At 45.1% G+C, this 22,476-nt stretch carries 22 protein-coding genes; 11 read left to right on the top strand and 11 right to left on the bottom strand.

The features are described 5' to 3' along the window. Positions 1–74 precede the first annotated feature (74 nt). Genes uhpA through OH455_RS12200 form a run of 3 tightly spaced genes read left to right on the top strand, consistent with a single transcriptional unit; the run spans position 75 to position 3,527 of the window. Positions 75–686, top strand: coding sequence for a transcriptional regulator UhpA (uhpA, locus tag OH455_RS12210; RefSeq protein ID WP_269981585.1), 612 nt, complete (start codon positions 75–77; stop codon positions 684–686). Further along, entirely contained in the window at positions 686–2,197 is a 1,512-nt protein-coding gene (gene uhpB, locus OH455_RS12205; RefSeq protein ID WP_269981584.1) for a signal transduction histidine-protein kinase/phosphatase UhpB, read from the top strand. Before uhpA ends, uhpB begins: the two co-directional genes overlap by 1 nt. 10 nt (positions 2,198–2,207) lie before the next feature. Beyond that, positions 2,208–3,527, top strand: coding sequence for an MFS transporter (locus OH455_RS12200; protein ID WP_269981583.1), 1,320 nt, complete (start codon positions 2,208–2,210; stop codon positions 3,525–3,527). Here the strand turns inward: OH455_RS12200 and OH455_RS12195 are convergent. The 3 genes from OH455_RS12195 to OH455_RS12185 form a co-directional block, all read right to left on the bottom strand. After that, positions 3,524–3,907: a cytochrome b562 gene (locus OH455_RS12195; RefSeq protein ID WP_269981582.1), complete on the bottom strand. Its 384-nt coding sequence runs from the start codon at positions 3,905–3,907 to the stop codon at positions 3,524–3,526. The genes OH455_RS12200 and OH455_RS12195 overlap by 4 nt on opposite strands. Positions 3,908–3,986: 79 nt before the next feature. Further along, the gene (locus OH455_RS12190; RefSeq protein WP_269981581.1) at positions 3,987–4,730 is read right to left on the bottom strand and encodes a phosphatase; all 744 of its coding nucleotides are present in this window, start codon (positions 4,728–4,730) and stop codon (positions 3,987–3,989) included. Between the two features lie 50 nt (positions 4,731–4,780). Next, positions 4,781–5,230: an SRPBCC family protein gene (locus OH455_RS12185; protein ID WP_269981580.1), complete on the bottom strand. Its 450-nt coding sequence runs from the start codon at positions 5,228–5,230 to the stop codon at positions 4,781–4,783. Between the two features lie 166 nt (positions 5,231–5,396). Between OH455_RS12185 and OH455_RS12180 the strand changes: the two genes are divergently transcribed. The 5 genes from OH455_RS12180 to OH455_RS12160 all read left to right on the top strand — a co-directional run bounded on the left by OH455_RS12180 (position 5,397) and on the right by OH455_RS12160 (position 12,656). Beyond that, positions 5,397–8,273, top strand: coding sequence for an HD domain-containing phosphohydrolase (locus OH455_RS12180; RefSeq protein WP_269981579.1), 2,877 nt, complete (start codon positions 5,397–5,399; stop codon positions 8,271–8,273). Positions 8,274–8,616: 343 nt separating this feature from the next. Then, positions 8,617–10,119 (top strand): glucose-6-phosphate dehydrogenase, encoded by a 1,503-nt coding sequence (zwf, locus tag OH455_RS12175; RefSeq protein WP_269981578.1) that lies wholly within the window; start codon positions 8,617–8,619, stop codon positions 10,117–10,119. Then, positions 10,116–10,832 (top strand): 6-phosphogluconolactonase, encoded by a 717-nt coding sequence (gene pgl, locus OH455_RS12170; RefSeq protein ID WP_269981577.1) that lies wholly within the window; start codon positions 10,116–10,118, stop codon positions 10,830–10,832. The genes zwf and pgl overlap by 4 nt, the downstream gene beginning before the upstream one ends. A 37-nt stretch (positions 10,833–10,869) precedes the next feature. Continuing rightward, complete coding sequence (gene gnd / locus OH455_RS12165; protein ID WP_269981576.1) at positions 10,870–12,318, top strand: decarboxylating NADP(+)-dependent phosphogluconate dehydrogenase; 1,449 nt, start codon at positions 10,870–10,872, stop codon at positions 12,316–12,318. Between the two features lie 200 nt (positions 12,319–12,518). After that, on the top strand, positions 12,519–12,656 hold the full coding sequence (locus OH455_RS12160; protein ID WP_206371459.1) for a hypothetical protein: 138 nt from the start codon (positions 12,519–12,521) through the stop codon (positions 12,654–12,656). A 226-nt stretch (positions 12,657–12,882) separates the two neighbouring features. On the opposite strand, the gene OH455_RS12155 is transcribed toward OH455_RS12160, so the two are convergent. Then, positions 12,883–14,646, bottom strand: a complete 1,764-nt coding sequence (locus tag OH455_RS12155; protein WP_269981575.1) for a sigma-54-dependent Fis family transcriptional regulator — start codon at positions 14,644–14,646, stop codon at positions 12,883–12,885. 256 nt (positions 14,647–14,902) lie between these two features. Here OH455_RS12155 and exaC point away from each other — a divergent pair, with 256 nt between their 5' ends. Both exaC and OH455_RS12145 read left to right on the top strand, forming a co-directional pair. After that, entirely contained in the window at positions 14,903–16,423 is a 1,521-nt protein-coding gene (gene exaC, locus OH455_RS12150; RefSeq protein ID WP_269981574.1) for an acetaldehyde dehydrogenase ExaC, read from the top strand. Between the two features lie 86 nt (positions 16,424–16,509). Continuing rightward, positions 16,510–16,668, top strand: coding sequence for a hypothetical protein (locus OH455_RS12145; RefSeq protein WP_269981573.1), 159 nt, complete (start codon positions 16,510–16,512; stop codon positions 16,666–16,668). Positions 16,669–16,696: 28 nt separating this feature from the next. Here the strand turns inward: OH455_RS12145 and OH455_RS12140 are convergent, their stop codons facing one another. Both OH455_RS12140 and OH455_RS12135 read right to left on the bottom strand, forming a co-directional pair. After that, entirely contained in the window at positions 16,697–17,464 is a 768-nt protein-coding gene (locus OH455_RS12140; RefSeq protein ID WP_269981572.1) for a sulfite exporter TauE/SafE family protein, read from the bottom strand. A 113-nt stretch (positions 17,465–17,577) separates the two neighbouring features. Continuing rightward, positions 17,578–18,408 (bottom strand): DUF6279 family lipoprotein, encoded by an 831-nt coding sequence (locus tag OH455_RS12135; RefSeq protein ID WP_269981571.1) that lies wholly within the window; start codon positions 18,406–18,408, stop codon positions 17,578–17,580. A 335-nt stretch (positions 18,409–18,743) separates the two neighbouring features. Between OH455_RS12135 and OH455_RS12130 the strand changes: the two genes are divergently transcribed. Beyond that, a complete protein-coding gene (locus OH455_RS12130; RefSeq protein WP_269981570.1) occupies positions 18,744–19,112 on the top strand; it encodes a cystatin family protein in 369 nt (122 codons plus the stop codon). Between the two features lie 145 nt (positions 19,113–19,257). Here the strand turns inward: OH455_RS12130 and OH455_RS12125 are convergent, their stop codons facing one another. From OH455_RS12125 to infC, 5 genes are all read right to left on the bottom strand, one after another. Further along, positions 19,258–19,995, bottom strand: coding sequence for a substrate-binding periplasmic protein (locus tag OH455_RS12125; protein WP_269981569.1), 738 nt, complete (start codon positions 19,993–19,995; stop codon positions 19,258–19,260). Positions 19,996–20,093: 98 nt separating this feature from the next. Further along, on the bottom strand, positions 20,094–20,825 hold the full coding sequence (locus tag OH455_RS12120) for a substrate-binding periplasmic protein (protein ID WP_206371451.1): 732 nt from the start codon (positions 20,823–20,825) through the stop codon (positions 20,094–20,096). 404 nt (positions 20,826–21,229) lie between these two features. Next, the gene (gene rplT, locus OH455_RS12115; RefSeq protein ID WP_004401084.1) at positions 21,230–21,583 is read right to left on the bottom strand and encodes a 50S ribosomal protein L20; all 354 of its coding nucleotides are present in this window, start codon (positions 21,581–21,583) and stop codon (positions 21,230–21,232) included. 41 nt (positions 21,584–21,624) lie between these two features. Then, positions 21,625–21,819, bottom strand: a complete 195-nt coding sequence (gene rpmI, locus OH455_RS12110) for a 50S ribosomal protein L35 (RefSeq protein WP_019275792.1) — start codon at positions 21,817–21,819, stop codon at positions 21,625–21,627. Positions 21,820–21,924: 105 nt separating this feature from the next. After that, positions 21,925–22,476 (bottom strand): translation initiation factor IF-3, encoded by a 552-nt coding sequence (gene infC, locus OH455_RS12105; protein ID WP_071881323.1) that lies wholly within the window; start codon positions 22,474–22,476, stop codon positions 21,925–21,927.

The following is a 22,476-nucleotide window of genomic DNA, read 5'->3' as shown; positions in this document are numbered from 1 at the left end:
TTCCAAACGCTATTTGCCTATTGGCAAACTTAACGGTAACTTACCCCTGATTCTACCTTGCTTGGATAATTGCCATGATAAATGTTGCTCTCGTTGATGATCACATCATCGTTCGATCCGGTTTTTCCCAGCTGCTAAGCTTGGAAAGTGACATTAACATCGTGGGGGAATTCAGTTCTGTGTCCGATGCCAAACAAGGCTTGCCCGGCAGTGACGCTCATGTGTGCATTGTCGATATTTCTATGCCAGATGAAAGTGGCCTCACTCTACTGGAGTCTATCCCTTCGGGGATCGCCTGCGTGATGCTAAGTGTCCATGACTCTCCTGCAATGGTAGAAAAAGCACTGGAAGCAGGGGCTCTTGGTTATTTAACGAAAAGATGCAACCCCGACGAGCTGGTTCAAGCGGTGCGAACAGCGGCCACTGGCGGCTGTTATTTAACACCAGAAATCGCATTGAAATTAGCCTCGCCTAAAGCAACAACCGCTACATTGAGCCAGCTAACCAAACGAGAAAAGCAAGTCTGTGAATTGCTCGCAGCGGGTATGGATGTCAAGCTAGTAGCCAATCAACTCGGCTTGAGCCATAAGACGGTTCATGTCCATCGCGCCAACGCTATGGATAAACTCGCGGTCAAAAACAACGTTGAACTGGCTAAGCTGTTCAGTCAGGAAATTCCGCTCTGATGCGTAACTATCTAATCACTTCTGCTTGTGCTTGGTTTATCACCCTATGTAGCTGGTTTTGTCTTTGGGTCATTTCCTATTACTTTGTCAATGACGCCGAGTTGGCGATACTCTTTTTTCCCTTCGCTCTTAGACTGGGCGTAACATTACACACCGCCAAAAAACACTGGCCCGCGATTTACACGGCAGAATGGCTACTCACTGTCTGCCTCGCGTTACTATTGGAGCAACCTCAATGGCTCACCGTGATAGCTGCCAGTATGGCCAGCATTCCCGTTACAGCATTGGCTATGCGTTTCAACTATGGTAGCCAATCTCAGCGCTTAATAGTGCAAGCCTCTGCAATCATATTGACGTCATTGATCAACGTTGTAGCCGTAAGTAACCACGCAGACCCACTGAGCTTAGTATGGTTGGTCAGTATCACGGGTGGACTTATGCTAGTACCAACGTGTTACCTTGTCTGGAACTACTTGTTTCAGAGTACCTGGCTACCACTCACTTCCAACGTAATCACTCAACCAATTCAGTTCAAGATCAAGCCGATTATTCTGTTTGTCGCTCTATTCTCTGTCAGCATAGCCATGCAAATTGGGCTTCCCGACGAATTGCGCCGCTTTGCGCCATTCTGCCTGGCTATTCCAATTGTTCTGCTCGCTTATCGCTACGGCTGGCAAGGCGCTATGCTTGGTACGCTGCTTAATAGTATTGCTTTGATCGCAGCACGCAGTGGGGTTTCTCAAATTGAAATCACCGACCTTCTGCTGTCCATTACCGCGCAGACCCTAACAGGGATATTGCTCGGTATGGCCGTTCAACGTCAGCGAGATCTAAACCAAAAGTTACGCTTCGAGCTAAGCCGCAACCAAAACTTGTCACGTCAATTGGTGAAAGCCGAGGAATCCGTCCGTCAAGAAGTCGCACGCGAGCTACACGACGAAATTGGACAGAATATTACAGCCATCCGCACTCAAGCTAGCATCATTAAGCGCGTTGAAAACTCAGAGATGAGCGCTAACTGCGCCACCACTATCGAATCTCTATCGCTGAACGTTTATGACACGACCAAAGGGCTCTTGACTCGGCTCAGGCCCAAAGCACTAGACGACCTTGACCTGATCGACGCACTTAAGCAGTTGGTTCGTGAAATGGAATTTGAGCAGCAAGGCGTTGATGTCACATTCCAGCTGCAAGGCAAGGATGTATCAGCGCTTAGCGATGCGACCAGCGCCACTTTGTATCGAATATGTCAAGAAGCCCTCAACAATGCGAAAAAGTACGCTCAGGCAAGCTGTTTAGAAATAGATATCAAGCTGGGTGAGAACGTCGAACTGAACATCCAAGATAACGGCATTGGATTCAAACTGCAGGACAGCCAAAAAGGCTTTGGCTTAAAAGGTATGCAAGAGCGAGTGCAAGCACTCGGTGGCAGGTTTAATATTCGCAGCTATAGCCAGCATGAGTCAGAACAACATGGGACTGCTATCCATGTCGAGCTACCAGGGATTTGAGGTTTAGCATATGTCCGATTTTATCGATGCACCTAATCGCAGTTCCCAAGAGGTAAACTCAACTTACCATTACTGGCGACTGCACATCATGGTCGGCATGTATCTCGGCTATGCTGGTTTTTACTTTACCCGTAAGACATTTAATTACGCCACGCCCGCTTTGATCACAGACCTAGGCTTAGACAAAGGTGACATAGGTTTAATGGGCACCTTCTTCTATTTGACCTACGGTTTATCTAAGTTTATTTCCGGAATCGTCTCGGATCGCTCCAATCCTCGCTATTTCATGGGACTTGGTTTAATTGCAACTGGCATCATTAACATTATGTTCGGTTTATCCAGTTCACTCTACGCACTTTTCACACTTTGGGTTCTGAATGCTTGGTTTCAGGGTTGGGGGTGGCCTTCCTGTTCAAAGCTGCTGACTACATGGTATTCACGCTCAGAACGTGGTTTCTTTTGGGCAATCTGGAATACCGCTCATAACGTTGGTGGCGCGTTAATCCCTCTTGTGGTCAGTTACATGGTCCTGCATTACAGCTGGCGAGAAGGTTTTATTGTCCCAGGGGTGATTGGTGTCATCATCGGACTTTTCCTTTGTTGGAGACTCAGAGACAAACCTATCACCATGGGGTTACCCACCATAGGTCGATGGAAAAACGACAAGCTGGAGCTGGCACAAGAGAACGATGGTATTGGCCTCAAATCTCACCAAATATTGCGTACCTACGTCCTGAACAACAAATACATTTGGTTGCTGGCGTTTAGCTATGTGCTGGTTTACATCGTACGAACAGCGGTGAATGATTGGGGTAACCTTTACCTTACTGAACAACATAACTTCGATTTGATCAACGCAAATGCTGCTTTGTCCTTGTTTGAAATCGGCGGTTTTATCGGCTCTCTGGTGGCTGGCTGGGGCTCAGACAAGTTATTCGGTGGAAATCGTGGCCCGATGAACCTAATTTTTGCGATGGGAGTCTTTTTGTCAGTCGCCGCTTTGTGGCTAATGCCAGTGACTAATTTTGCGTTTCAAGCAGCAGGCTTTTTTGTGATTGGATTCTTTGTATTTGGTCCCCAAATGCTGATTGGTATGGCTGCGGCAGAATGTTCGCACAAAGACTCAGCAGGTGCTGCAACAGGCTTCGTTGGGCTATTTGCTTATATGGGAGCCGCACTGGCCGGATACCCAATGGCCATGATAATGGAACAATTTCACTGGACTGGTTTCTTCGTCACCATCTCGATCTGTGCTGCCGTTATCGGACTGTTACTCCTACCTTTCTTACAGGCACAATTTGGTAACAGTCCAAATAAAACATTAAGTTAGCCGAATAACTTACTCCAGATACTTGGGTTGCGTTTATCGTGATATTCAATGCGAAGATCATCGACCTCACGAAGGGATTCCTTCGCTGACGTCATATCACCCGCATCCAATTCAGCTTCTATCTGCTCCAAAGCACCTGAAAGCTTATTAAAACCTTCAAGATAGGTATCAAACTTTTCTGGTGGGTAATCTCCACGCTTCGATTGTTCAACGAGGTTTGACAGGTTAGACACTGCTGCTTTCATGTCCGTAATTTCAGTCGCGTCAGCAGCGTGTTTAAATTCAACTTTCATTTGCTTCATTGTTGCCTTCAGATCGAAATCTGACGCAAAGGCCTGTGCTGATACCATCAGTAACAGAGCCGGAATTAACTGTTTCATTGTCTTGTTCTTATCTTGAAATAGTAGAGATAAGTGTACTGAATTCACTCAACACACCTGAGATAGAAATTGTATCAACTTATAAATTGATGTACTCCTCGATAGGGACTCGACCACGCAGTTCAAGAAAATCAAGGAATTGACGAACAGAATACGTGATAACCTGAGCACTGTCGATGCCAACATCATCCATCAGCTTGGATACCAAACTAAGGTTACCGACCTCATGACAGAAATGTGCATCACTTCCTGTGGTAAAGTACACGCCCAATTCCTTGCCGATTTGTGCAATCTCATAGCAGCGTTCAACACTCCCCACCCTGCTATTACCTTTTAGTGTGGTGTTATTAATTTCGATGGCAACGTTATTATCTTTGGCACACGCAAGAACCGATTGATAGTCAAAATCGAAGTTTGGGTTGCCCAAGTGGCCCAGCGCATCGATTCGACCACTGCGTATGGTATTGATAAGCGCTTCAGTATGTTCTTTCTCACTCGCAGGACGAAATACTGCTTCATGGAAACTTGCGATTGCCCAATCAAGGTTTTTTTGTGACGAGGGATGAATATCCACTTCACCTTGAATGTTGAGTATATTGGATTCAATACCCCGAATCACAGCAACACCTTCAATAAATCGAGGCAAAACCCGTTGGTTTGAAAAAAACCAGTAATGCGGCGCACCGGGCATAGATTCTGCGTGATCAGTGGTACAAAACATCTCCAGACCGTTCATTTTTGCCAGCTTAGCATTCTCAATAAGCGTACTATAAGCATGGCCACTGGCATAAGTATGGGTATGAGTATCAACAACAAGCTTCATAAAGACAATTTACCTCAATTTCAACGTCGTCCAGCCATAATGTTAACCGTTTACGGATTCTGTTGCTCGCAGATTACTTTGATCATAGGCAACGCTTTCCCCCATCCAACATTAAACATGCTGACAAAATCTGGATGAGTTTCAATTGTCACTTTAAGCAAAACTGAGTTTTCCAGAGGGGTAATCTGATAGCTTTCTTTACTGCCTATCCACTTTTGTGCTGCATCACTATCTATGTCTTGAATATGTTCCGGATTAAAAATAGCAATATGATGATATTCAATCACTTTGTGCTTTTCTACCCGGTCAACAAGCGCCCTTGTTCCACCGAGTTCGGGATCAAAAAAAGCGATATGATTCCCTTCTAACCACTCACCTTCAAACTGAGACTGAGGTGAAAAGGCAGTTGCCCATTGTGAGTACAGTTCTGGTTCAGTGAGCACTTTCCAGATGATTCGTGGCGTTGACGCCACTTCGATCTGATAGTTTAAAGTCAACATCCTGTTTATTCCCTTTACGATACCTCTGATAATCATAGTCGATTCAATGGCCTATTCCTTTATAAATCCGCTAACTATCAACTGAGCCGCCATACAATCCACCACAACTTTTGCATGATTCATATATTGACCAATACTTATTAAGTATTTCACTAGTGGGCATGAAATGAAGAAACGTCACTATTCGTTGAGCATCCATATTACGAGCTTGTTTCTAGTACTGACCTCTTTGGTTGGTGCGGTACTCATTGCGATAAGCTATCACCACTCCCAACAGTTGCTTACCGTCAGTGCCAAAGAGCTGAGCAGCGAAAATAGTCGTAAATTAGAGTCGACGTTCAAAGTAAGTACGGGCCCCATCCTCACTACGCTCGATTTCATGGCACTTAGCTCCATCATCAGTGAACGCCAAGCCCCTGATAAGGCGGAGCAGTTCCTTTCATCATTAGAACTTATTTTCCAAAGAAATCAGGGTCTTGTTGCACTTTTCTATGCTAACGAAGAGGGTGAGTTCACTATGATTCGTCCACTGCGTGACAATAAGTCACGCAAAAGATTTGGCGCACCGCCCAAAGCAAGCATGATGATCAACTTCACCAAAACTGACGGTTTCAATGAGTTCCACTACCTGGATGGAAACCATCAGCGCGTCGGCTACAAAAAAACCAATGACAATGAATTTGATCCAAGGGTCAGGCCTTGGTTTGTGAATGCCGACCCTGATGGTGATATACGACTCACCGAACCCTACTTTTTTTACTTTCTAAAAACCAACGGGGTGACTTTATCTCGCCGTTCCTCGGATGGAGGCAAAGTCGTTGCGGCAGATTTCACTTTGTCTTCACTATCTGAGCAGATTGGTGAAATTGGCTTCTCCAACAATACCAAATTGGTTCTGTTTGATAACCAGTTTAGGGTTCTAGCTCAGCATCAAACTAGTATTGACTTAACTCAAGAAAACGGCCAAATACGGCAACAGCTTGAACAGAGCTTATTCGCACCAATCCTCAACCGGCATAGTAGCCAAACACTTTACGAAGCTTTTGTCCAAGAGGGTCAAGACTGGTCGGTAACGCTAACCCCCGTTGTCCTTAACGAGCATGTGCGCCTTTTACTCGCGGAGGCGACACCACAAGACGATCTATTAGTAAATCTACTGTCGATGCGGGACAGGCAAATCATAGTAGCCATTGTTATGCTGGCACTGAGCTTTTTGGTCGTTTGGCTTGTCGCTAACAAACTCGCCACCCCTTTGCACAACTTGGTATTATTGACTGATAACATCACGCGCTTTGATTTTAAGAAAACTCGTTACCCCAGGAGTGCCATCAGAGAAGTCGCTAATTTGACCGAATCGATCGAACTCATGGAACACACATTGCACGACTTACTGAGGTTATTGCGAGAGACAGCCAGCAATCAGGACTTTTCTGTTTTAGCCAAAACCATCACTCATCAAAGTTACCTTGTCACGAAAGCAGAGACCATCGTTCTCTATACGTATGCAGAAAAGCAGAATGCGTTTGAAGTTTCGGCAAACCATGCCATTATTCCATTTAAAATCGAGTTAAATGAATTCCTGTCTGAAACGGCTTGGTTAAAAACCGACTTACACCGAGGTGAGATTGTACACCTCAATCGAAGTGACAATGTCCTCAACCGATATAAAGAACGTTTCTATAATTCTGACGTCTACTTTTTCCCACTACTCAACAAAGAAAAACGTTTAGTTGGTATTTTACTGCTTGGGTATGAACGAAACATCACTAAAGGACAATGCGACAAACATGCCTTCCTCAAAGAACTGCTGAGCTTTGCTGAAATCGCCAAAGAAAACATCGATCAGATGCAGCAACAAAAAGATATGCTAAACGCATTCATCGAATTGATGGCTTCCGCAATAGATACTAAATCCCCCTACACAGGTAGCCATTGCCAACGTGTACCTGAATTAACAAAAATGCTCACTCAGGTCGCACAAGATGACAACATCCACTTCCCTCAGTTTAAGATGAACAAGGAAAAGTGGGAAGAACTTCACCTAGCGGCATGGCTGCACGACTGTGGCAAGATAACCACACCGGAATACGTGATAGATAAAGCAACAAAACTAGAAACCATTTACGATCGCATCCATGAAGTCCGAATGCGTTTTGAATTGCTCAAAGCACAAGCTGAAGTGGAATACTGGCAAGGGCTTTACCAAGGAGGTAGCGCGCCCGAATTAAAACGCACCCTGCAAGACACACACAAAACGTTAGATGAAGAATTTCAGTTTATCGCTCTGTGTAATATCGGTAGTGAGCAAATGGAACAATCTGCCATTGAACGGCTCAATAACATAGCAAAAAGACAGTGGAAGAGAACTTTGGATGATCAAGCTGGTGTATCTTGGGTAGAAAAACAACGCGCTGGTAGAACTGAAACATTGCCCGTAATGGAGCCTTTACTGAGCGACAAACAAGTCCACCAAATACCATGGGAACAGGGCGAAAGCCCACAAGATGTCTGGAAAGAGAGTTTCGTGCTGCAACCAAGCGACCTCAAATACAATCGTGGCGAACTATACAACCTCTCCATTCGCTACGGAACCCTGAATAATGAAGAACGCTTCATCATCAACGATCACATCATCCAGACGATTGCGATGCTTGGCTGCCTTCCTTACCCTGAACATTTGAAAAATATCCCAGAAATTGCAGGTGGACACCATGAACGCTTGGATGGTAAAGGGTACCCAAGAGGGTTGAATGAAGACCAACTTTCTATCCCGGCCAGAGTTATGGCCATTGCGGATATATTTGAAGCACTCACTTCCAGTGACAGACCTTATAAAAAAGCGAAGAACCTAGAGGAATCACTTAACATCATGACCCACATGGCCACTTCAGGTCATATCGATCCTAAGCTTTACTTACTCTTCTTAGAATACGAAATTGATCAGAAATACGCTGAGATGTTCTTAACGCCTCAGCAAATCGTTCCTGTCGAAAGAGAAACGCATATTCAAACCATCAAAGAGCACCTGAGGATTTCATTCTAGATCCGTATAAAACGTTTCAATCATGTAAACAAATAGAGTTTTAACTCCATTTATACTCATCTATCCAACCTCTCTATAAACCTATAAAAATCAATAATCTGACTATTTGGCTAGTCAATATTTAATCGATTGCCTTCACAAAGGTTGATGTATATCAAATACTCATAGACAATACGCTGCCGAACTGAGATTTATCTCTATAGCTCAAGAAGATTAAGGTTTTGGCTATCAAAGTAATAGGCATCACCGATTATCAATTTTGAAGTCCCGTTGATAGGGTTGGCACTTCCAAAGGCCAGCATTGACGGCACATGATAACTACCTCGTTTCTAAGGGAAAGATGATGGTAATACCAGAAAACAGCAGCATCGTTATTTTTGGTGCTTCGGGAGACTTAACGTATCGTAAGTTAATCCCTGCTTTATACCACCTTTATGCGAGTAAGCAGCTTCCACAAAACTTCGCCATTCTAGGTGTCAGCCGCACGGAATACAGCGACGAGTCTTACCGCGAGAAATTGAAGTACTCACTTCAGGAAATGGAAAAAACTGAGCCTGCAACGCTAGATGCATTCATTAATCACTTGCACTACCAAGCGATCAACACCTCTGATACCGCAGACTACAGCAAACTGGTTACCCGTCTTGACCAACTGTCCGAACAGTACCACTTCGAGCAACGTAACACACTATTCTACTTAGCTACTCCACCAAGCCTATACAGTATCATTCCTGCTAGCCTTGCTACACATGGTCTAAGTAACGAAGAGGATGGTTGGAAACGACTCATCATCGAAAAGCCGTTCGGCTACGATCTTGAGTCTGCTCAAAAGCTCGATAAAGAGATTCACGAACACTTCCAAGAGCACCAAATCTACCGTATCGACCATTACCTTGGTAAAGAAACTGTACAGAATCTACTGGTTCTGCGTTTCTCAAATGCGATGTTTGAGCCGCTTTGGAATCGCAACTTTATTGAATACGTTGAGATCACCGGTGCTGAATTCCTCGGTGTTGAAGAGCGTGGCGGCTATTACGATGGCTCTGGTGCGGTACGTGACATGTTCCAAAACCACCTACTACAGGTTCTTGCTATGGTTGGGATGGAGCCACCAGCACAAATCAACGCCGATTCAATGCGTGACGAAGTGGTTAAAGTTCTACAGTGTTTGAAACCTCTAGACGAAGAATCTCTGCGTAAAGACCTTGTTCTCGGCCAATACACCGCATCTGAAGTTCGCGGAGAGCACTTACTGGGCTACCGTGAAGAAAACGGTGTCGCCGAAGATTCACGTACTGAAACCTACATTGGTCTAAAAGCCTACATCAACAACTGGCGTTGGAACGGGGTACCATTCTACGTTCGTACTGGAAAGCGACTGCCGACACGCGTAACAGAAGTGGTTATCCACTTTAAGAACACACCGCACCCAGTGTTTGGTCAGAACGCACCTGAAAACAAACTCATCATTCGTATCCAACCGGACGAAGGCATTCAGATGAGTTTTGGCCTTAAAGAACCAGGTGCTGGCTTTAAAGCTAAAGAAGTGAAGATGAACTTCTCTTACAATGATTTGGAAGAGACTCAGATGCTGACTGCGTATGAGCGTTTACTACTTGATGCTTTGAATGGCGATGCTACTCTATTCGCGCGTACTGATGCCGTAGAAGCTTGCTGGAAGTACGTTCAGCCAATACTCGATTTCAAACAAGACCCACAAGCGCTATTTGGTTACGCCTGTGGTACATGGGGGCCAAAAGAAGCAGACGATCTACTTCAACGCGCTGACCGCGCTTGGCGCTTCCCATGTAAAAACCTAACAGACACGGACTACTGCGAACTATGATCAACCATAAGATCTTCCCAACAGCAGAACAGGTGGTAGAAAGCTTAGCGAACGACATGAAAGCGTTCAGCGAACTAGGTCGACCTGTTCATATTTCACTGTCTGGTGGTAGCACACCTAAAATGCTGTTTAAGCTACTATCAACCGACAAATACGCTACATCCATCCAGTGGAACAACCTGCACTTCTGGTGGGGTGACGAGCGCTGTGTGGCACCTGACGATACAGAAAGCAACTACGGTGAAGCGAACACATTGCTATTTAGCCAAGTGAACCTACCAGCTGAAAACATCCATCGCATCCGTGGCGAAGAAGAACCAAAAGCGGAAGCTGAGCGATTCGCACAAGAGATGGCAGATGTAATTCCGACTGAAAACGGCACACCTGTTTTCGATTGGATTCTGCTAGGCGTTGGTGCAGATGGCCACACAGCATCACTGTTCCCAGGCCAAACTGACTATCAAGATGAGAACCTATCAGTATTGGCTTCTCACCCTGAATCAGGCCAGATTCGTGTTTCTAAAACAGCGAAAGTTTTAGAAGCCGCTAAGCGTATCAGCTATCTTGTACTTGGTGCAGGCAAAGTTGGAATCGTAAACGAAATTCATACTACTCCGGCAAGCGAGCTGCCGTATCCAGCGGCGAAAATCCAGTCTAAAGCTGGCGAGACCGAGTGGTACTTAGATTCAGACGCAGCAGCAAAAATCGCGTAATGCGAGCGTCCATTTTTAGAGAAATTGGAGAGAAATAATGAAAGGTGATATCGGTGTCATTGGCCTAGCAGTAATGGGTCAAAACCTTATCCTGAACATGAACGATCACGGCTTTAAAGTGGTTGCTCACAACCGTACTGCTGCGAAAGTAGACGAATTCCTAGAGGGCCCAGCAAAAGGCACTAACATCTTCGGTGCGTACTCTCTAGAAGAGCTAGTTGAGAAGCTAGAGGCGCCACGTAAAGTGATGCTAATGGTTCGCGCGGGCGACGTCGTTGACAAGTTCATCGAAGCACTTGTGCCTCTGTTAGACAAAGGCGACATCATCATCGATGGTGGTAACACTAACTACCCAGACACAAACCGTCGTGTGGCTGCTCTTCGTGAGAAAGGCATCCACTTCATCGGTTCGGGTGTTTCTGGTGGCGAAGAAGGCGCGCGTTTTGGTCCTTCTATCATGCCAGGTGGCGCAGCGGAAGCTTGGGAAGCGGTTAAGCCTATCTTCCAAGGTATCTCTGCAAAAACTGACGCTGGCGAACCTTGTTGTGACTGGGTTGGTAACGACGGTGCTGGCCACTTCGTTAAGATGGTTCACAACGGCATCGAATACGGCGACATGCAGCTGATCACTGAAGCATACCAGTTCATGAAAGATGGCCTTGGTATGTCTGCTGACGAGATGCAAGCAGTCTTCGCTGACTGGAACAAGACTGAGCTAGACAGCTACCTAGTCGAAATCACAGCGGACATCCTTGGTTACAAAGATCAAGACGGTGAACCACTAGTAGAGAAGATCCTAGATACTGCTGGCCAAAAAGGTACTGGTAAATGGACAGGTATCAACGCGCTAGACCTAGGTATTCCACTGACGCTGATCTCTGAGTCTGTATTCTCTCGTTGCCTATCTGCTCTTAAAGACCAACGTGTTGAAGCTGAATCTCTATTCGGCAAGACAATCACACCAGTTGAAGGTGACAAGCAAGAGTGGGTTGATGCACTTCGTCAAGCTCTACTGGCTTCTAAGATCATCTCTTACGCTCAAGGCTTTATGCTAATGCGCGAAGCATCTAACGAGAACGCTTGGGACCTAAACTACGGTAATGTCGCTCTAATGTGGCGTGGTGGTTGTATCATCCGCTCTGCTTTCCTAGGTAACATCCGTGATGCGTACGAAGCGAACCCAGATATCGCATTCCTAGGTTCAGATGACTACTTTAAAGGCATTCTACAAAACAGCCTCAGCGCATGGCGCAAAGTCGCGGCTAAGTCGCTAGAAGCTGGCATCCCAATGCCTTGTACCATCTCGGCCTTGTCGTTCCTAGACGGTTACACTACAGCGCGTCTACCAGCTAACCTACTCCAAGCTCAACGTGACTACTTCGGTGCTCACACTTACGAGCGTACTGACCGTCCACGTGGTGAGTTCTTCCACACGAACTGGACTGGTACAGGCGGTGACACAGCGTCGACGACTTACGACGTATAAATCAGTTTAAAGGGGATTAGTACGGTATTTTATAATACCCCACACTCCTACTACAATTAATACGTTATGGAGGATGTTAGCCTAGCTGACATCCTCTATTTTTTGAAACCTACCACAAGGAGTCGCGTGAACCTTTAACGCGGCATTGGTGAATAGCTTAACCTGGACGGTTTATAACAATCTAAATTGAGGTTCTTGAGATGACTATTAATAAGTACTTTGTCTTTGTTCCTTCTATTGAAGAAAGCAAAGCGGAAAAGGAAAGTGAAGTGGTAAAAACTAAGGAAGCTCAACGTCAGGCATTAGTAAAACAGGCGCAGCAACAAGGCGGACTGTAAAGGCTAGGTTTCACTATATAAAAAGCGCCTTCTGGGGCGCTCTTTTTTTACTTTTGTCTTGTACCGTATTTAAGAAGATCAGCGATGTACTCTCGCGACTCCATTGAAGCTACATAATCAGGAGGTAAAGTGCAGATGACGAATCATCAAATGCCGTCAATATACCTGCGTCAATGAGCTCGTTTCACTGGCATGAATGTCCAATCATAATGCCCACGCTCGTCTCTCATTTTGCTTTGATAACCCCCAATGCTTTGAGCTTTCGATAAACGGTGTTCCGGCTGATTCTCAATACTCGGGACACCTTGCTGACATTGCCATTGTGTGCATGGTAGGTGTCGACCAATGTGCTATCAAGCGTTGATTTCAAATCCTGTTCTACCACTTCACTTTCTACCAGAGTGTTTTCTAACAATGGCTGGGCAAAGTGAGTAGGCACATGCTCAATACTGATTTCTTCCACATCACTAGCAATCAAGCTTGTGACTTTAAGAAGGTTATCCAACTCTCTCAGATTGCCTGGCCAACGATAATTGAGCAATAACGGCATTAGCGACGCCGAGATTTGCTGAGAGTTTTGTTGGTGTTTTGCGTGAATAGCACGGATCAGCGCCGCTTTGTCCTCGCGCTGATATAGTGAAGGTAAAGTGATCACTAAGCCATTCAATCGATAGTAAAGATCCTGCCTAAAGCGCCCCTGGGCGACCAGTTGGTTTAAATCCTGATGCGTTGCGGCAATCACCTGAATGTCCACTTGATAGGATTGAGCCGAACCCACAGGCATAACCACTTTGTCTTGCAGGACAGACAGCAAACGGCACTGCGCATCAAGCGGCATTTCTCCGATTTCATCCAGAAATAAGATACCTTTATCCGCTTGTCTAATCCGCCCTGAGTAGCCGTGCTTACTCGCTCCAGTGAACGCTCCAGACGCATGACCAAATAGCTCGGATTCAATTAAATCTTTAGGTAGTGCCCCGCAATTAACGGTGACAAGCGACTGTTTACATCGAGCACTGTGTTTGTGTAGCGCTTTGACGAATTCGCCTTTACCAACCCCAGTTTCTCCGAGAATTAACAGACTAATATCACAGCCCAACACTTTATTTGCCTGTTGCCACGCTTGTTCAACTTGGTGATCACCATAGTGAAGTTCACTCGATACGCTGAGCCATTTTTTCTGGACTGGCTTCTGGCCTAAGGTCCGTTTTTCGAAGACGAACTGCGGGCTCTGCTCTGGTTGCTTGAGAAGGCTCTCGACATGCTCTCCAACAAGTGCTGCCTTAGGGATAAATTGAGTGGCGACCTGATTGTGTGCCACCACCTGACCATTTTCATCAGCAATCACTATGCCTTGCCAGCCACTCTTCAAAACTGATTCATTGTGCGCAAGGTTGATTTGCAATACTCCCTCAGGGATTTGCGTCAACAGGTAGTTTTCAATCAGCTGCACCATGTTCTGGACCAACAGCTGCGTAGTCACATCATGTTTGCTTTGCTCACTGGTTATATCGAGAATACCAACCAGCTCACCACGATGGTTAAATAACGGGCTCGCCGAGCAACTAATGAAGCGATGCTGTTTGATAAAGTGCTGCTCCCCAATAATAGACACTGCTTTCTTTTCGAACAGTGCCGTTCCAATCGCATTCGTCCCTTTCAGCCTTTCCTGCCAGCAACTGCCTGAATCCAGCGCTATCGACATCAACTTTTCTCGGAATCTTTCCTGCCCCCAACTCGCAAGAATGACCCCTTCATCATCCGTCAAAATCAACCGGCTATCTGTTCGAGAAAGAACTTGATTAAACAAAGGCAAAGCGCACTGCTCCACAGCCTCAATCACGCCTTGAGCTTTATAACGTCGCTCTTTAAGCAGCGCATTAGACACATTAATGTCTTCAGGTTTCTTTACCTGTTTGAGGCCCGCATTAGTACTTCTCTGCCATGAGGACATGAGCCAACTGTCTGGTTGATGGGTTTGTAGTTCCATACCTGTTCCACTCTTGAGCATTTGGGGTGTGCCATTTTGGAACAGGTGAACATTTTGTTAACACCCAATTCCATCTCCATGCGTTTAAAACAACACAGTCTAAGCCTTAAACACTCTAGCGCCAGAACAAAGTCACAACAAGTTTTTAACAATTGGTCTGTGATTTGCGTTAGTTAGATGAATGGTAACTGAAGTGTTCACCGGTTAGTGGCAGCTTCAAAAATAACTTGAACGAGAAAATAATAAGGATATTTCTATGATTTACGCACAACCAGGCAGTCAGGATTCTGTGGTTAACTTCAAAACCCATTACGACAACTACATTGGTGGAGAATGGGTGAAGCCTGTGTCTGGCGAATACTTTGACAACACTTCACCAGTCAATGGGCAAGCTTACTGTAAAGTGGCTCGTTCAGGTGAGGCAGATATCAACCTGGCACTTGATGCGGCTCATAATGTCAGAGCAAGTTGGGCAGCCACGAGCGTAACAGAGCGTTCCAATATTCTCCTCAAGATTGCCGATCGCATTGAGCAGCACCTTGAAGAATTAGCAGTAGCTGAAACATGGGAAAACGGCAAACCAGTGCGTGAAACTCTTGCGGCAGATCTTCCTCTTGTAGTCGACCATTTCCGCTACTTTGCGGGCTGTATCCGCGCTCAAGAAGGCAGCGCAGCCGAGCTTGATGTGAATACCGCGAGCTACCATTTCCCTGAACCTATTGGTGTTGTCGGCCAGATCATTCCATGGAACTTCCCTATGCTGATGGCCGCATGGAAACTGGCTCCAGCGCTCGCGGCAGGTTGTTGTGTGATTTTGAAACCTGCTGAGCAAACCCCAACTTCTATCTTGCTTTTGATGGAAAAGATCGGTGATCTGATTCCAGCAGGCGTGGTAAACGTCGTCAATGGATTTGGTAGTGAAGCGGGTCAAGCGCTCGCCACCAGTAACCGTATTGCCAAAATCGCTTTCACGGGCTCAACACAAGTCGGAAACCACATTCTTAAATGTGCAGCCGATAACCTGATTCCTTCAACAGTGGAACTGGGCGGTAAGTCGCCTAACATCTATTTCCCAGACATATTCGACCATGAAGACGAGTACTTGGAGAAGTGTATTGAAGGTACGCTATTGGCCTTCTTCAACCAAGGCGAAGTCTGTACCTGCCCTTCACGCGTGTTAGTGCATGAGTCTGTTTATGACAAGTTCATCGCCAAAGTGGCCGAACGCGCAAAGAGCATCCAGCAAGGTAACCCGCTCGATACTGACACTCAGGTGGGTGCACAAGCTTCTCAGGAACAATTTGACAAGATCCTGAGCTACCTAGAAATAGGTCGCCAAGAAGGCGCGAAAGTAGTTTTTGGTGGTGAAGTTGCTCAGCAAAAAGACGGCATCGAGTCGGGTTACTACATTCAACCAACACTTCTTGAGGGTAACAATAAGATGCGCGTCTTCCAGGAGGAGATCTTTGGCCCAGTGATCGCTATTACTAAGTTTAAGGACGAAGCTGAAGCACTGGCTATTGCGAACGATACTGAATACGGCTTAGGCGCAGGTGTTTGGACGCGAGATGCTAATCTCGCCTACCGCATGGGTCGCAACATCGAAGCGGGTCGTATTTGGGTGAACTGTTACCACGCCTACCCTGCACACGCTGCTTTCGGTGGCTATAAGAAGTCAGGTATTGGCCGTGAAACCCACAAGATGATGCTAGACCACTACCAGAACACCAAAAACTTACTTATCAGCTACGATGTTAACCCACTCGGTTTCTTCTAAACACGAAGAGCGCCTTAGGGCGCTCTTTTTGCTGTCAGGCTTGTTCGTATTTATCGCTTTTTTTACGCTTGTCATTCCAAAACAACATGTCACTGGCGATCAAAGCGACCACTGAAACGGTGAACAAAGCTGGCATGTATTTCGGTATTGAAGCTCAGCGTATCAAATATTCAATAACACCTTACCTAAACTTCAAGCAAGCTCAGAATTTCACGATGGCTTATATGGTTATTGCTGAGACATAGCATGACTCACCATGATCTATCATCTCATTCACGCCCAATAAACATCGTAGAAGAAATATGTGGTCATCAAAATGCTCGATACTGCCACAAAGCCTTTGACATATCGCTGAGGCACGTCACGTGACACCCGTGCAGCAGCGTAGCCCCCCGACAATGTCCCCAGCATCACGATAAAACCTTTGGGCCAGTCAATAGAACCCTCCACAACAAACACTAAGATGGCTGTCAGCGAAACACACGATGACACCAAAAGCTTGAGGCCATTCATTTGATTAATGTCTTTGTACCCAGCAAGAACCAAGTAACTCAATACGATAACCCCTAGCCCAGCATTAAAGAAGCCCCCATAGGCAGAGACCAACACCAAAACCACGGATAGTATGATGTTCAACCAAACTGGCTTTAAAGAGCCAGTACGAATCAGTTTTCTAGGCCACTCGCTGATTGTACTGCCGAATAAGAACAGCACCGTCGCAAATAATAACAACCAAGGAATAGCTTCTAGAAACAGAGATTCAGAAACACTTAATAGTAAGTAAGCCCCTAAAGCGCCACCGACTAAGCTAAGGATGACGGTAAACAAAATGGGTTTAGGGTGTTTAGCTATGTCTTGTCGAAACCCATAAGCACCACTGACGTAACCAGCACAGGCGGCAAAAGTGTTGGTTGCATTGGCTACAACAGGAGACACACCAACAAACAGTAAACTCGGAAATGTGATAAAACTTCCACCACCGGCAACGCTGTTAAGAATTCCGCCAAGCACTCCGGCTACAAACAATAGAATCCATTCCATCTTTTTGATTCAGTTGGGAGTTGTCAGACTAATGTAACGGTGTTGATGAGAGAGGTAAACTAAAGTGACGACTAAATTCGCGTACTTCACCAAGCTTCTACCGCACAAATCGGCTATTGAATATCCATTGCAACGCTTCTCCAATCTCGTAGCTCTTGGCGATAATGAGCGGTTTGCTTGTCTGTTACTGAGTTAATAATTCTAACCAGATATTTGTTTGCTATCGCTTTGTTGTGACCAATTTTTTCTTCAAGCTCTGTAGAATAGAAGCTGGCAGGGTTAAACATCAGCTGCTGGAAACGGGGTTTAAAGTATTCCACCTGCATGCGATTAGTCAGTAAAGCATTCACTTCAACTCGCATTTTGGTTTGATGATCAATCCAGTCATATGAGGTTACATAGAGTTGAGAGGTCCATTCCCAGATCATTCTTTCTTGTTCTGGCGTCACAGAACCCAGCCAATCATCAAAATTCTCAGTGATCTTTTCTTCATAGTTTTCACGAATTTCGTCTTCAGAGAGCTTCTGATATTTCTTTTTATAACGTGTATGTCGAACACGAATATTGTTCATCAGTTCTTCCGCTTGTTCATCCGACAGCTCACTGGCTAAAGCAAACATTTCTGGCGCTATCTGACTGACCAGTCTTTGAGTATGGTTCTGGAATTGCACTTCTTGCTGCTTTAAGTCTTCTTCAGTAAACGATTTAGGGTCAAGCGCAATGAGCTGATCTAAATGCTGAATGTAATTGGGAATTTCTTCTCGTCGATGCCAATCACTAAGCACTTCAATTTTTTCACTGACTAGCTCTTCTTGCTCGTCATTCAATTCAACAAAATCTTCCAGATACTCAACCAACAACCAATCCATATTGTTATACACAAACTTGGTACTACAGCCAGTTAAAGCAAAACAGAGCGTAGTTAACAAACCCCATTTTTTCATTATCCATTCCTCTGCCCAACACTGTTGAGGACATTGTAAGTGTAGCTCTCACACCTGAAGAGAGTGTGTACTTATTTAATGACCAGCAAATTAAATACCAGAATTTTAAACACCCTTTAGCTGGCTGAAATTCCATAGAAACCACTGGAACAAAGCGTATATCACCTCAGTACTGCGTTTTGCTATGCTGAGAAGCGGCAATCCCTTTCCTCATCCTCAACTCTGACCTAAATTTAACTTGTAGAACATCTAAATCTCTATGATTGAAGCCACTCACTCTAGTAATAGATTGACCTAAGCTTCGCTTACACTCTTAACATCAAGGTATAATTATAATGAACAGAATTTTTGCTTCGTCAGTCATATCTGTGCTGGTACTTGTAGGCTGTGCTAAACAATCGCAGCCTGAGCAAGAACAGGCTAAAAGTCCAGCGTGCATGGAAAAAGGGTTACCTGGTGGATGGTCCCCCTCAGGCATAACGCCTGAAGTCATGAGAGCGATGGATACCATTCTTGGTCAAATGAACAACGAGTCATCAGTCAAGCAAATCAACCAAGTAAAAACTCAAGTGGTCAGTGGGATAAACTATGCTATTGAATTTACGCTCGAAAACGGCGCAACGTGGCATGCGATGGTCAATCGTAACCTTCGGGGTGACTATATGATTGAACGAATTGCCAAGCCTGGGCCTCTCTGCCCATAACACTACGGTACGGACCGCATATTAGAGAGTCATATATCGACTCCGCTTGCAGTGAACAATAAACAGATGGATGGGGCGAGGCTTTACTCAGCCTCTTGTTATGCAGATGAACTCATAAAGTGAGACCCATTTTCTATCTTGCAACTTAGTCCTTTAATCCATACAGTACGTGCAGAGCTTCCAGTTTACCTTCCGCATGATTCTTAAAGTAGTTATTTAGAATCGAGATGATCTTTTCTGCTTCGGGGTGATCTTTTCTAACCGCAGCGTGGAGTGGGGTTGAGTCAAAATAGGCTTTACTAAAGTAGAGTTTATCTTTTGGTATCCTCATTCCATGGGCTGTCCACCTTCCCACCGCTTCGTCAGCCACGAGCACATCGACTTTGTTAGCCATTAGGTAGCGGATGCTATTGGGTAAATCTAAGGTGTGGACAGGAATGATATCTTTGTACTCTCGCAAGTTGTTGGCGTATGCATAATCATTAATTAGTGCAATTCTCATTCCTCGCAAACTATCGGTTGATTGATACTCAAATGGTGCCTCGCTGCGAGAGATAAAGACCATATCATTATTCGTATAAGGCTCGCTAAAGAGAAGGTATTTTTCTCTCTTTTCAGTTTTCCATAGGGAAACAATAACGTCATTTTGACCAGTCATGGTCTCCTTGAGTACCCTAGTCCAAGGCTTTATTGAGAACTCTAGCTCGTATCCGGCTGACAGCAATGCATCGGCAACAATATCATGGGCAACACCACTGCCTTGCACAGAATTCATAATGTAAGGTGGCCACAAATCCTGAGATACTTTCAATGTGGTAGCCGTCACCGTCTGGCTCCAAAACAACAACAAGGTAAGGGTGAAGTGTGACCACTTAAAGTACATGACAAAGTTCCTCAAAGACCAGTATGAGTGGATGATGTTGCGACATTTTGTTTCGGCCCATAATGTCACCCTAATCGTATTCAGGTTGGAAATGCACACTATTCGTACTTTTCAAAAATGGCGGAGATCCGCCCCGACTGTTGGAGCACTTTCAGACCTGAATTAAAAGCCGAAATAATCTGCTCTTTTTTGGGGTGATCGCGACTCGTCGCTATGTATAAGGGATTTGCAGCTAACGGATTCTCAATAAGAGCAAACTCATCAATCTCCATGTCGCTATTCCTTACAAACCAGCGAAAAAAGATCTTGTCTGCCACTAGCGCATCAATTCTTCCGGTTTTAAGTTTCTTAACGTTAGTCGCTAAATTGTCTGCATCTAAACGGTCAAAGTCATTAGAATGCATAAAAGCATCATCGTAGGCATAACCCCGAATGACACCTATTCGTTTACCATTCAGACTTTTTAAATTGTCGTAATCGAACGTATTGCTCTTAAGCGTCACAAAAATCAGTGAGTTGGTTAAGTAAGCATCACTATAGTAGAGGTACTCCAATCGCTCACTGCTTTTCCACACCGTGAGTGCAATATCATAGCGTTGGGTTGCCACTTCTCGTAAGGCACGGCTCCATGGCTTAATCGTATACTTCATATTGTAGCCTTGCACAGCAAACGCTTCTTCTACAATCTCATGTGCCAGCCCTTTGACATCATGTGAATCAATCACATAGGGTGGCCACTCGTCCTGAATAGCCCAGACGACCTTCGCACTTACCGTTACTTGGGCAAACAATAAGTACAATGTAAACCCAATAATAATTCGCACAATCATGATCTGATCTCGTCAAATACACTTCTAGAGAGTGTAGTCGATGTTGCGTAAGATTGTTCGACTGGTATGGTGTGGCTCTCACCTCGTTGCTTGATCAGAACGCCTACCTAGACCCACCCATTGATGCGTTCGAGTAGCGACATAGGTATTAAACGAGTAAGGACTTTACCCACCAAATTCTGTCTAGGTCGTAGCAATATCTGCGCTCAATCAACCAGATTCAGTCTGGGGAGTTAAATATAGCTATCACTGATTGGGGGAAAATAGGCAACATTAAAACATCTTGTCGATGGATGAACAGTAATACCGACGGGATTGGCGATATTGAATGAAGTGTGGGAATGATAGCAACAAAAAAGGAGAGCCGAAGCCCTCCTTTTCTTAATCCTAATCACTAACTCTAATTAAAGAGCAGCTTTCGCTTTCTCAACTAGAACTGCGAATGCAGCCTTGTCGAATACCGCGATGTCAGCAAGGATCTTACGATCGATCTCGATAGATGCTTTCTTAAGACCATTGATGAAACGGCTGTAAGATAGACCATTTTGACGAGATGCCGCGTTGATACGTGCAATCCATAGTTGACGGAATTGACGCTTCTTGTTGCGACGGTCACGGTAAGCGTATTGACCAGCTTTAGTAACTGCTTGGAAAGCTACGCGGTAAACACGTGAACGTGCACCGTAGTAACCTTTAGCTTGTTTTAGAACTTTCTTATGACGTGCACGAGCTTGTACACCACGTTTTACGCGAGGCATTATGCTTCTCCTAAACTAAACGATAAATAAACTAAAAAGAATTAAGCGTATGGCATCATACGAACAACTGCAGCCACTTCACATTTTGGAAGGATTGCGTTTGGACGTAGTTGACGCTTGTTCTTAGTAGTACGCTTAGTCAGGATGTGACGTTTAGTAGCGTGCTTAAACTTAATACCACCAGCAGTTTTCTTGAAACGCTTAGCAGCACCTTTGTTGGTTTTCATCTTAGGCATGATGAATAACTCCGCATTGTAGTAGTTTAATAAACATGTAATCAGGGCGAATAAAGCCCCGCCGCTTTGAAAAACGGCAGGGTTTAATTACTTGTAAGCCGTTAATTACTTCTTCTTAGGGGCAAGCACCATGATCATCTGACGCCCTTCGATCTTCTTAGGGAAAGATTCCACTACTGCTAAATCAACAGTGTCTTCCTTAAGACGATTTAGAACATCAACACCGATCTCTTGGTGTGCCATTTCTCGGCCACGGAAGCGAATTGTTACCTTCACTTTGTTGCCTTCTTCAAGGAAACGCGTCAGGTTGCGTAGTTTTACCTGATAGTCTCCAATATCAGTTCCAGGACGGAATTTAACTTCCTTAATCTGAACCTGTTTTTGCTTCTTCTTCTGCTCTTTAGCAGACTTGCTCTTCTCAAAGAGGAATTTACCGTAGTCCATTACTCGACATACTGGTGGCTCAGCGTTTGGACTAATTTCTACCAAGTCCATACCCGCTTCTTCAGCTGCTGCAACCGCTTCTTGAATAGAAACAACGCCAACTGATTCACCATCAGCGCCAGTCAAACGAACTTCACGAACGCCACGAATTTCACCGTTTAAACGATGAGCATTTTGTTTGGCCGGTACTTGGCCGCGTCTTCCGCCTTTAAT

It is taken from the genome of Vibrio sp. T11.5 (genome assembly GCF_027587155.1).
Lineage (GTDB): Bacteria > Pseudomonadota > Gammaproteobacteria > Enterobacterales > Vibrionaceae > Vibrio > Vibrio neptunius.
Note: the sequence above shows the minus strand (reverse complement) of the source record. Positions and strands in the feature narration are given on the sequence as shown.

Excerpts from the sequence above, each read along its gene's own strand:
- OH455_RS12155 (WP_269981575.1), bottom strand. The coding sequence starts at position 14,646 with ATGGAACTACAAACCCATCAACCAGACAGTTGGCTCATGTCCTCATGG.
- uhpA (WP_269981585.1), top strand. The coding sequence starts at position 75 with ATGATAAATGTTGCTCTCGTTGATGATCACATCATCGTTCGATCCGGT.
- OH455_RS12145 (WP_269981573.1), top strand. The coding sequence starts at position 16,510 with ATGTCACTGGCGATCAAAGCGACCACTGAAACGGTGAACAAAGCTGGC.
- gnd (WP_269981576.1), top strand. The coding sequence starts at position 10,870 with ATGAAAGGTGATATCGGTGTCATTGGCCTAGCAGTAATGGGTCAAAAC.
- OH455_RS12180 (WP_269981579.1), top strand. The coding sequence starts at position 5,397 with ATGAAGAAACGTCACTATTCGTTGAGCATCCATATTACGAGCTTGTTT.
- OH455_RS12140 (WP_269981572.1), bottom strand. The coding sequence starts at position 17,464 with ATGGAATGGATTCTATTGTTTGTAGCCGGAGTGCTTGGCGGAATTCTT.
- OH455_RS12160 (WP_206371459.1), top strand. The coding sequence starts at position 12,519 with ATGACTATTAATAAGTACTTTGTCTTTGTTCCTTCTATTGAAGAAAGC.
- rplT (WP_004401084.1), bottom strand. The coding sequence starts at position 21,583 with ATGCCTCGCGTAAAACGTGGTGTACAAGCTCGTGCACGTCATAAGAAA.
- OH455_RS12200 (WP_269981583.1), top strand. The coding sequence starts at position 2,208 with ATGTCCGATTTTATCGATGCACCTAATCGCAGTTCCCAAGAGGTAAAC.
- OH455_RS12190 (WP_269981581.1), bottom strand. The coding sequence starts at position 4,730 with ATGAAGCTTGTTGTTGATACTCATACCCATACTTATGCCAGTGGCCAT.
- OH455_RS12195 (WP_269981582.1), bottom strand. The coding sequence starts at position 3,907 with ATGAAACAGTTAATTCCGGCTCTGTTACTGATGGTATCAGCACAGGCC.
- pgl (WP_269981577.1), top strand. The coding sequence starts at position 10,116 with ATGATCAACCATAAGATCTTCCCAACAGCAGAACAGGTGGTAGAAAGC.
- uhpB (WP_269981584.1), top strand. The coding sequence starts at position 686 with ATGCGTAACTATCTAATCACTTCTGCTTGTGCTTGGTTTATCACCCTA.
- rpmI (WP_019275792.1), bottom strand. The coding sequence starts at position 21,819 with ATGCCTAAGATGAAAACCAACAAAGGTGCTGCTAAGCGTTTCAAGAAA.
- zwf (WP_269981578.1), top strand. The coding sequence starts at position 8,617 with ATGGTAATACCAGAAAACAGCAGCATCGTTATTTTTGGTGCTTCGGGA.
- OH455_RS12125 (WP_269981569.1), bottom strand. The coding sequence starts at position 19,995 with ATGTACTTTAAGTGGTCACACTTCACCCTTACCTTGTTGTTGTTTTGG.
- exaC (WP_269981574.1), top strand. The coding sequence starts at position 14,903 with ATGATTTACGCACAACCAGGCAGTCAGGATTCTGTGGTTAACTTCAAA.
- OH455_RS12130 (WP_269981570.1), top strand. The coding sequence starts at position 18,744 with ATGAACAGAATTTTTGCTTCGTCAGTCATATCTGTGCTGGTACTTGTA.
- OH455_RS12135 (WP_269981571.1), bottom strand. The coding sequence starts at position 18,408 with ATGAAAAAATGGGGTTTGTTAACTACGCTCTGTTTTGCTTTAACTGGC.
- OH455_RS12120 (WP_206371451.1), bottom strand. The coding sequence starts at position 20,825 with ATGATTGTGCGAATTATTATTGGGTTTACATTGTACTTATTGTTTGCC.
- OH455_RS12185 (WP_269981580.1), bottom strand. The coding sequence starts at position 5,230 with ATGTTGACTTTAAACTATCAGATCGAAGTGGCGTCAACGCCACGAATC.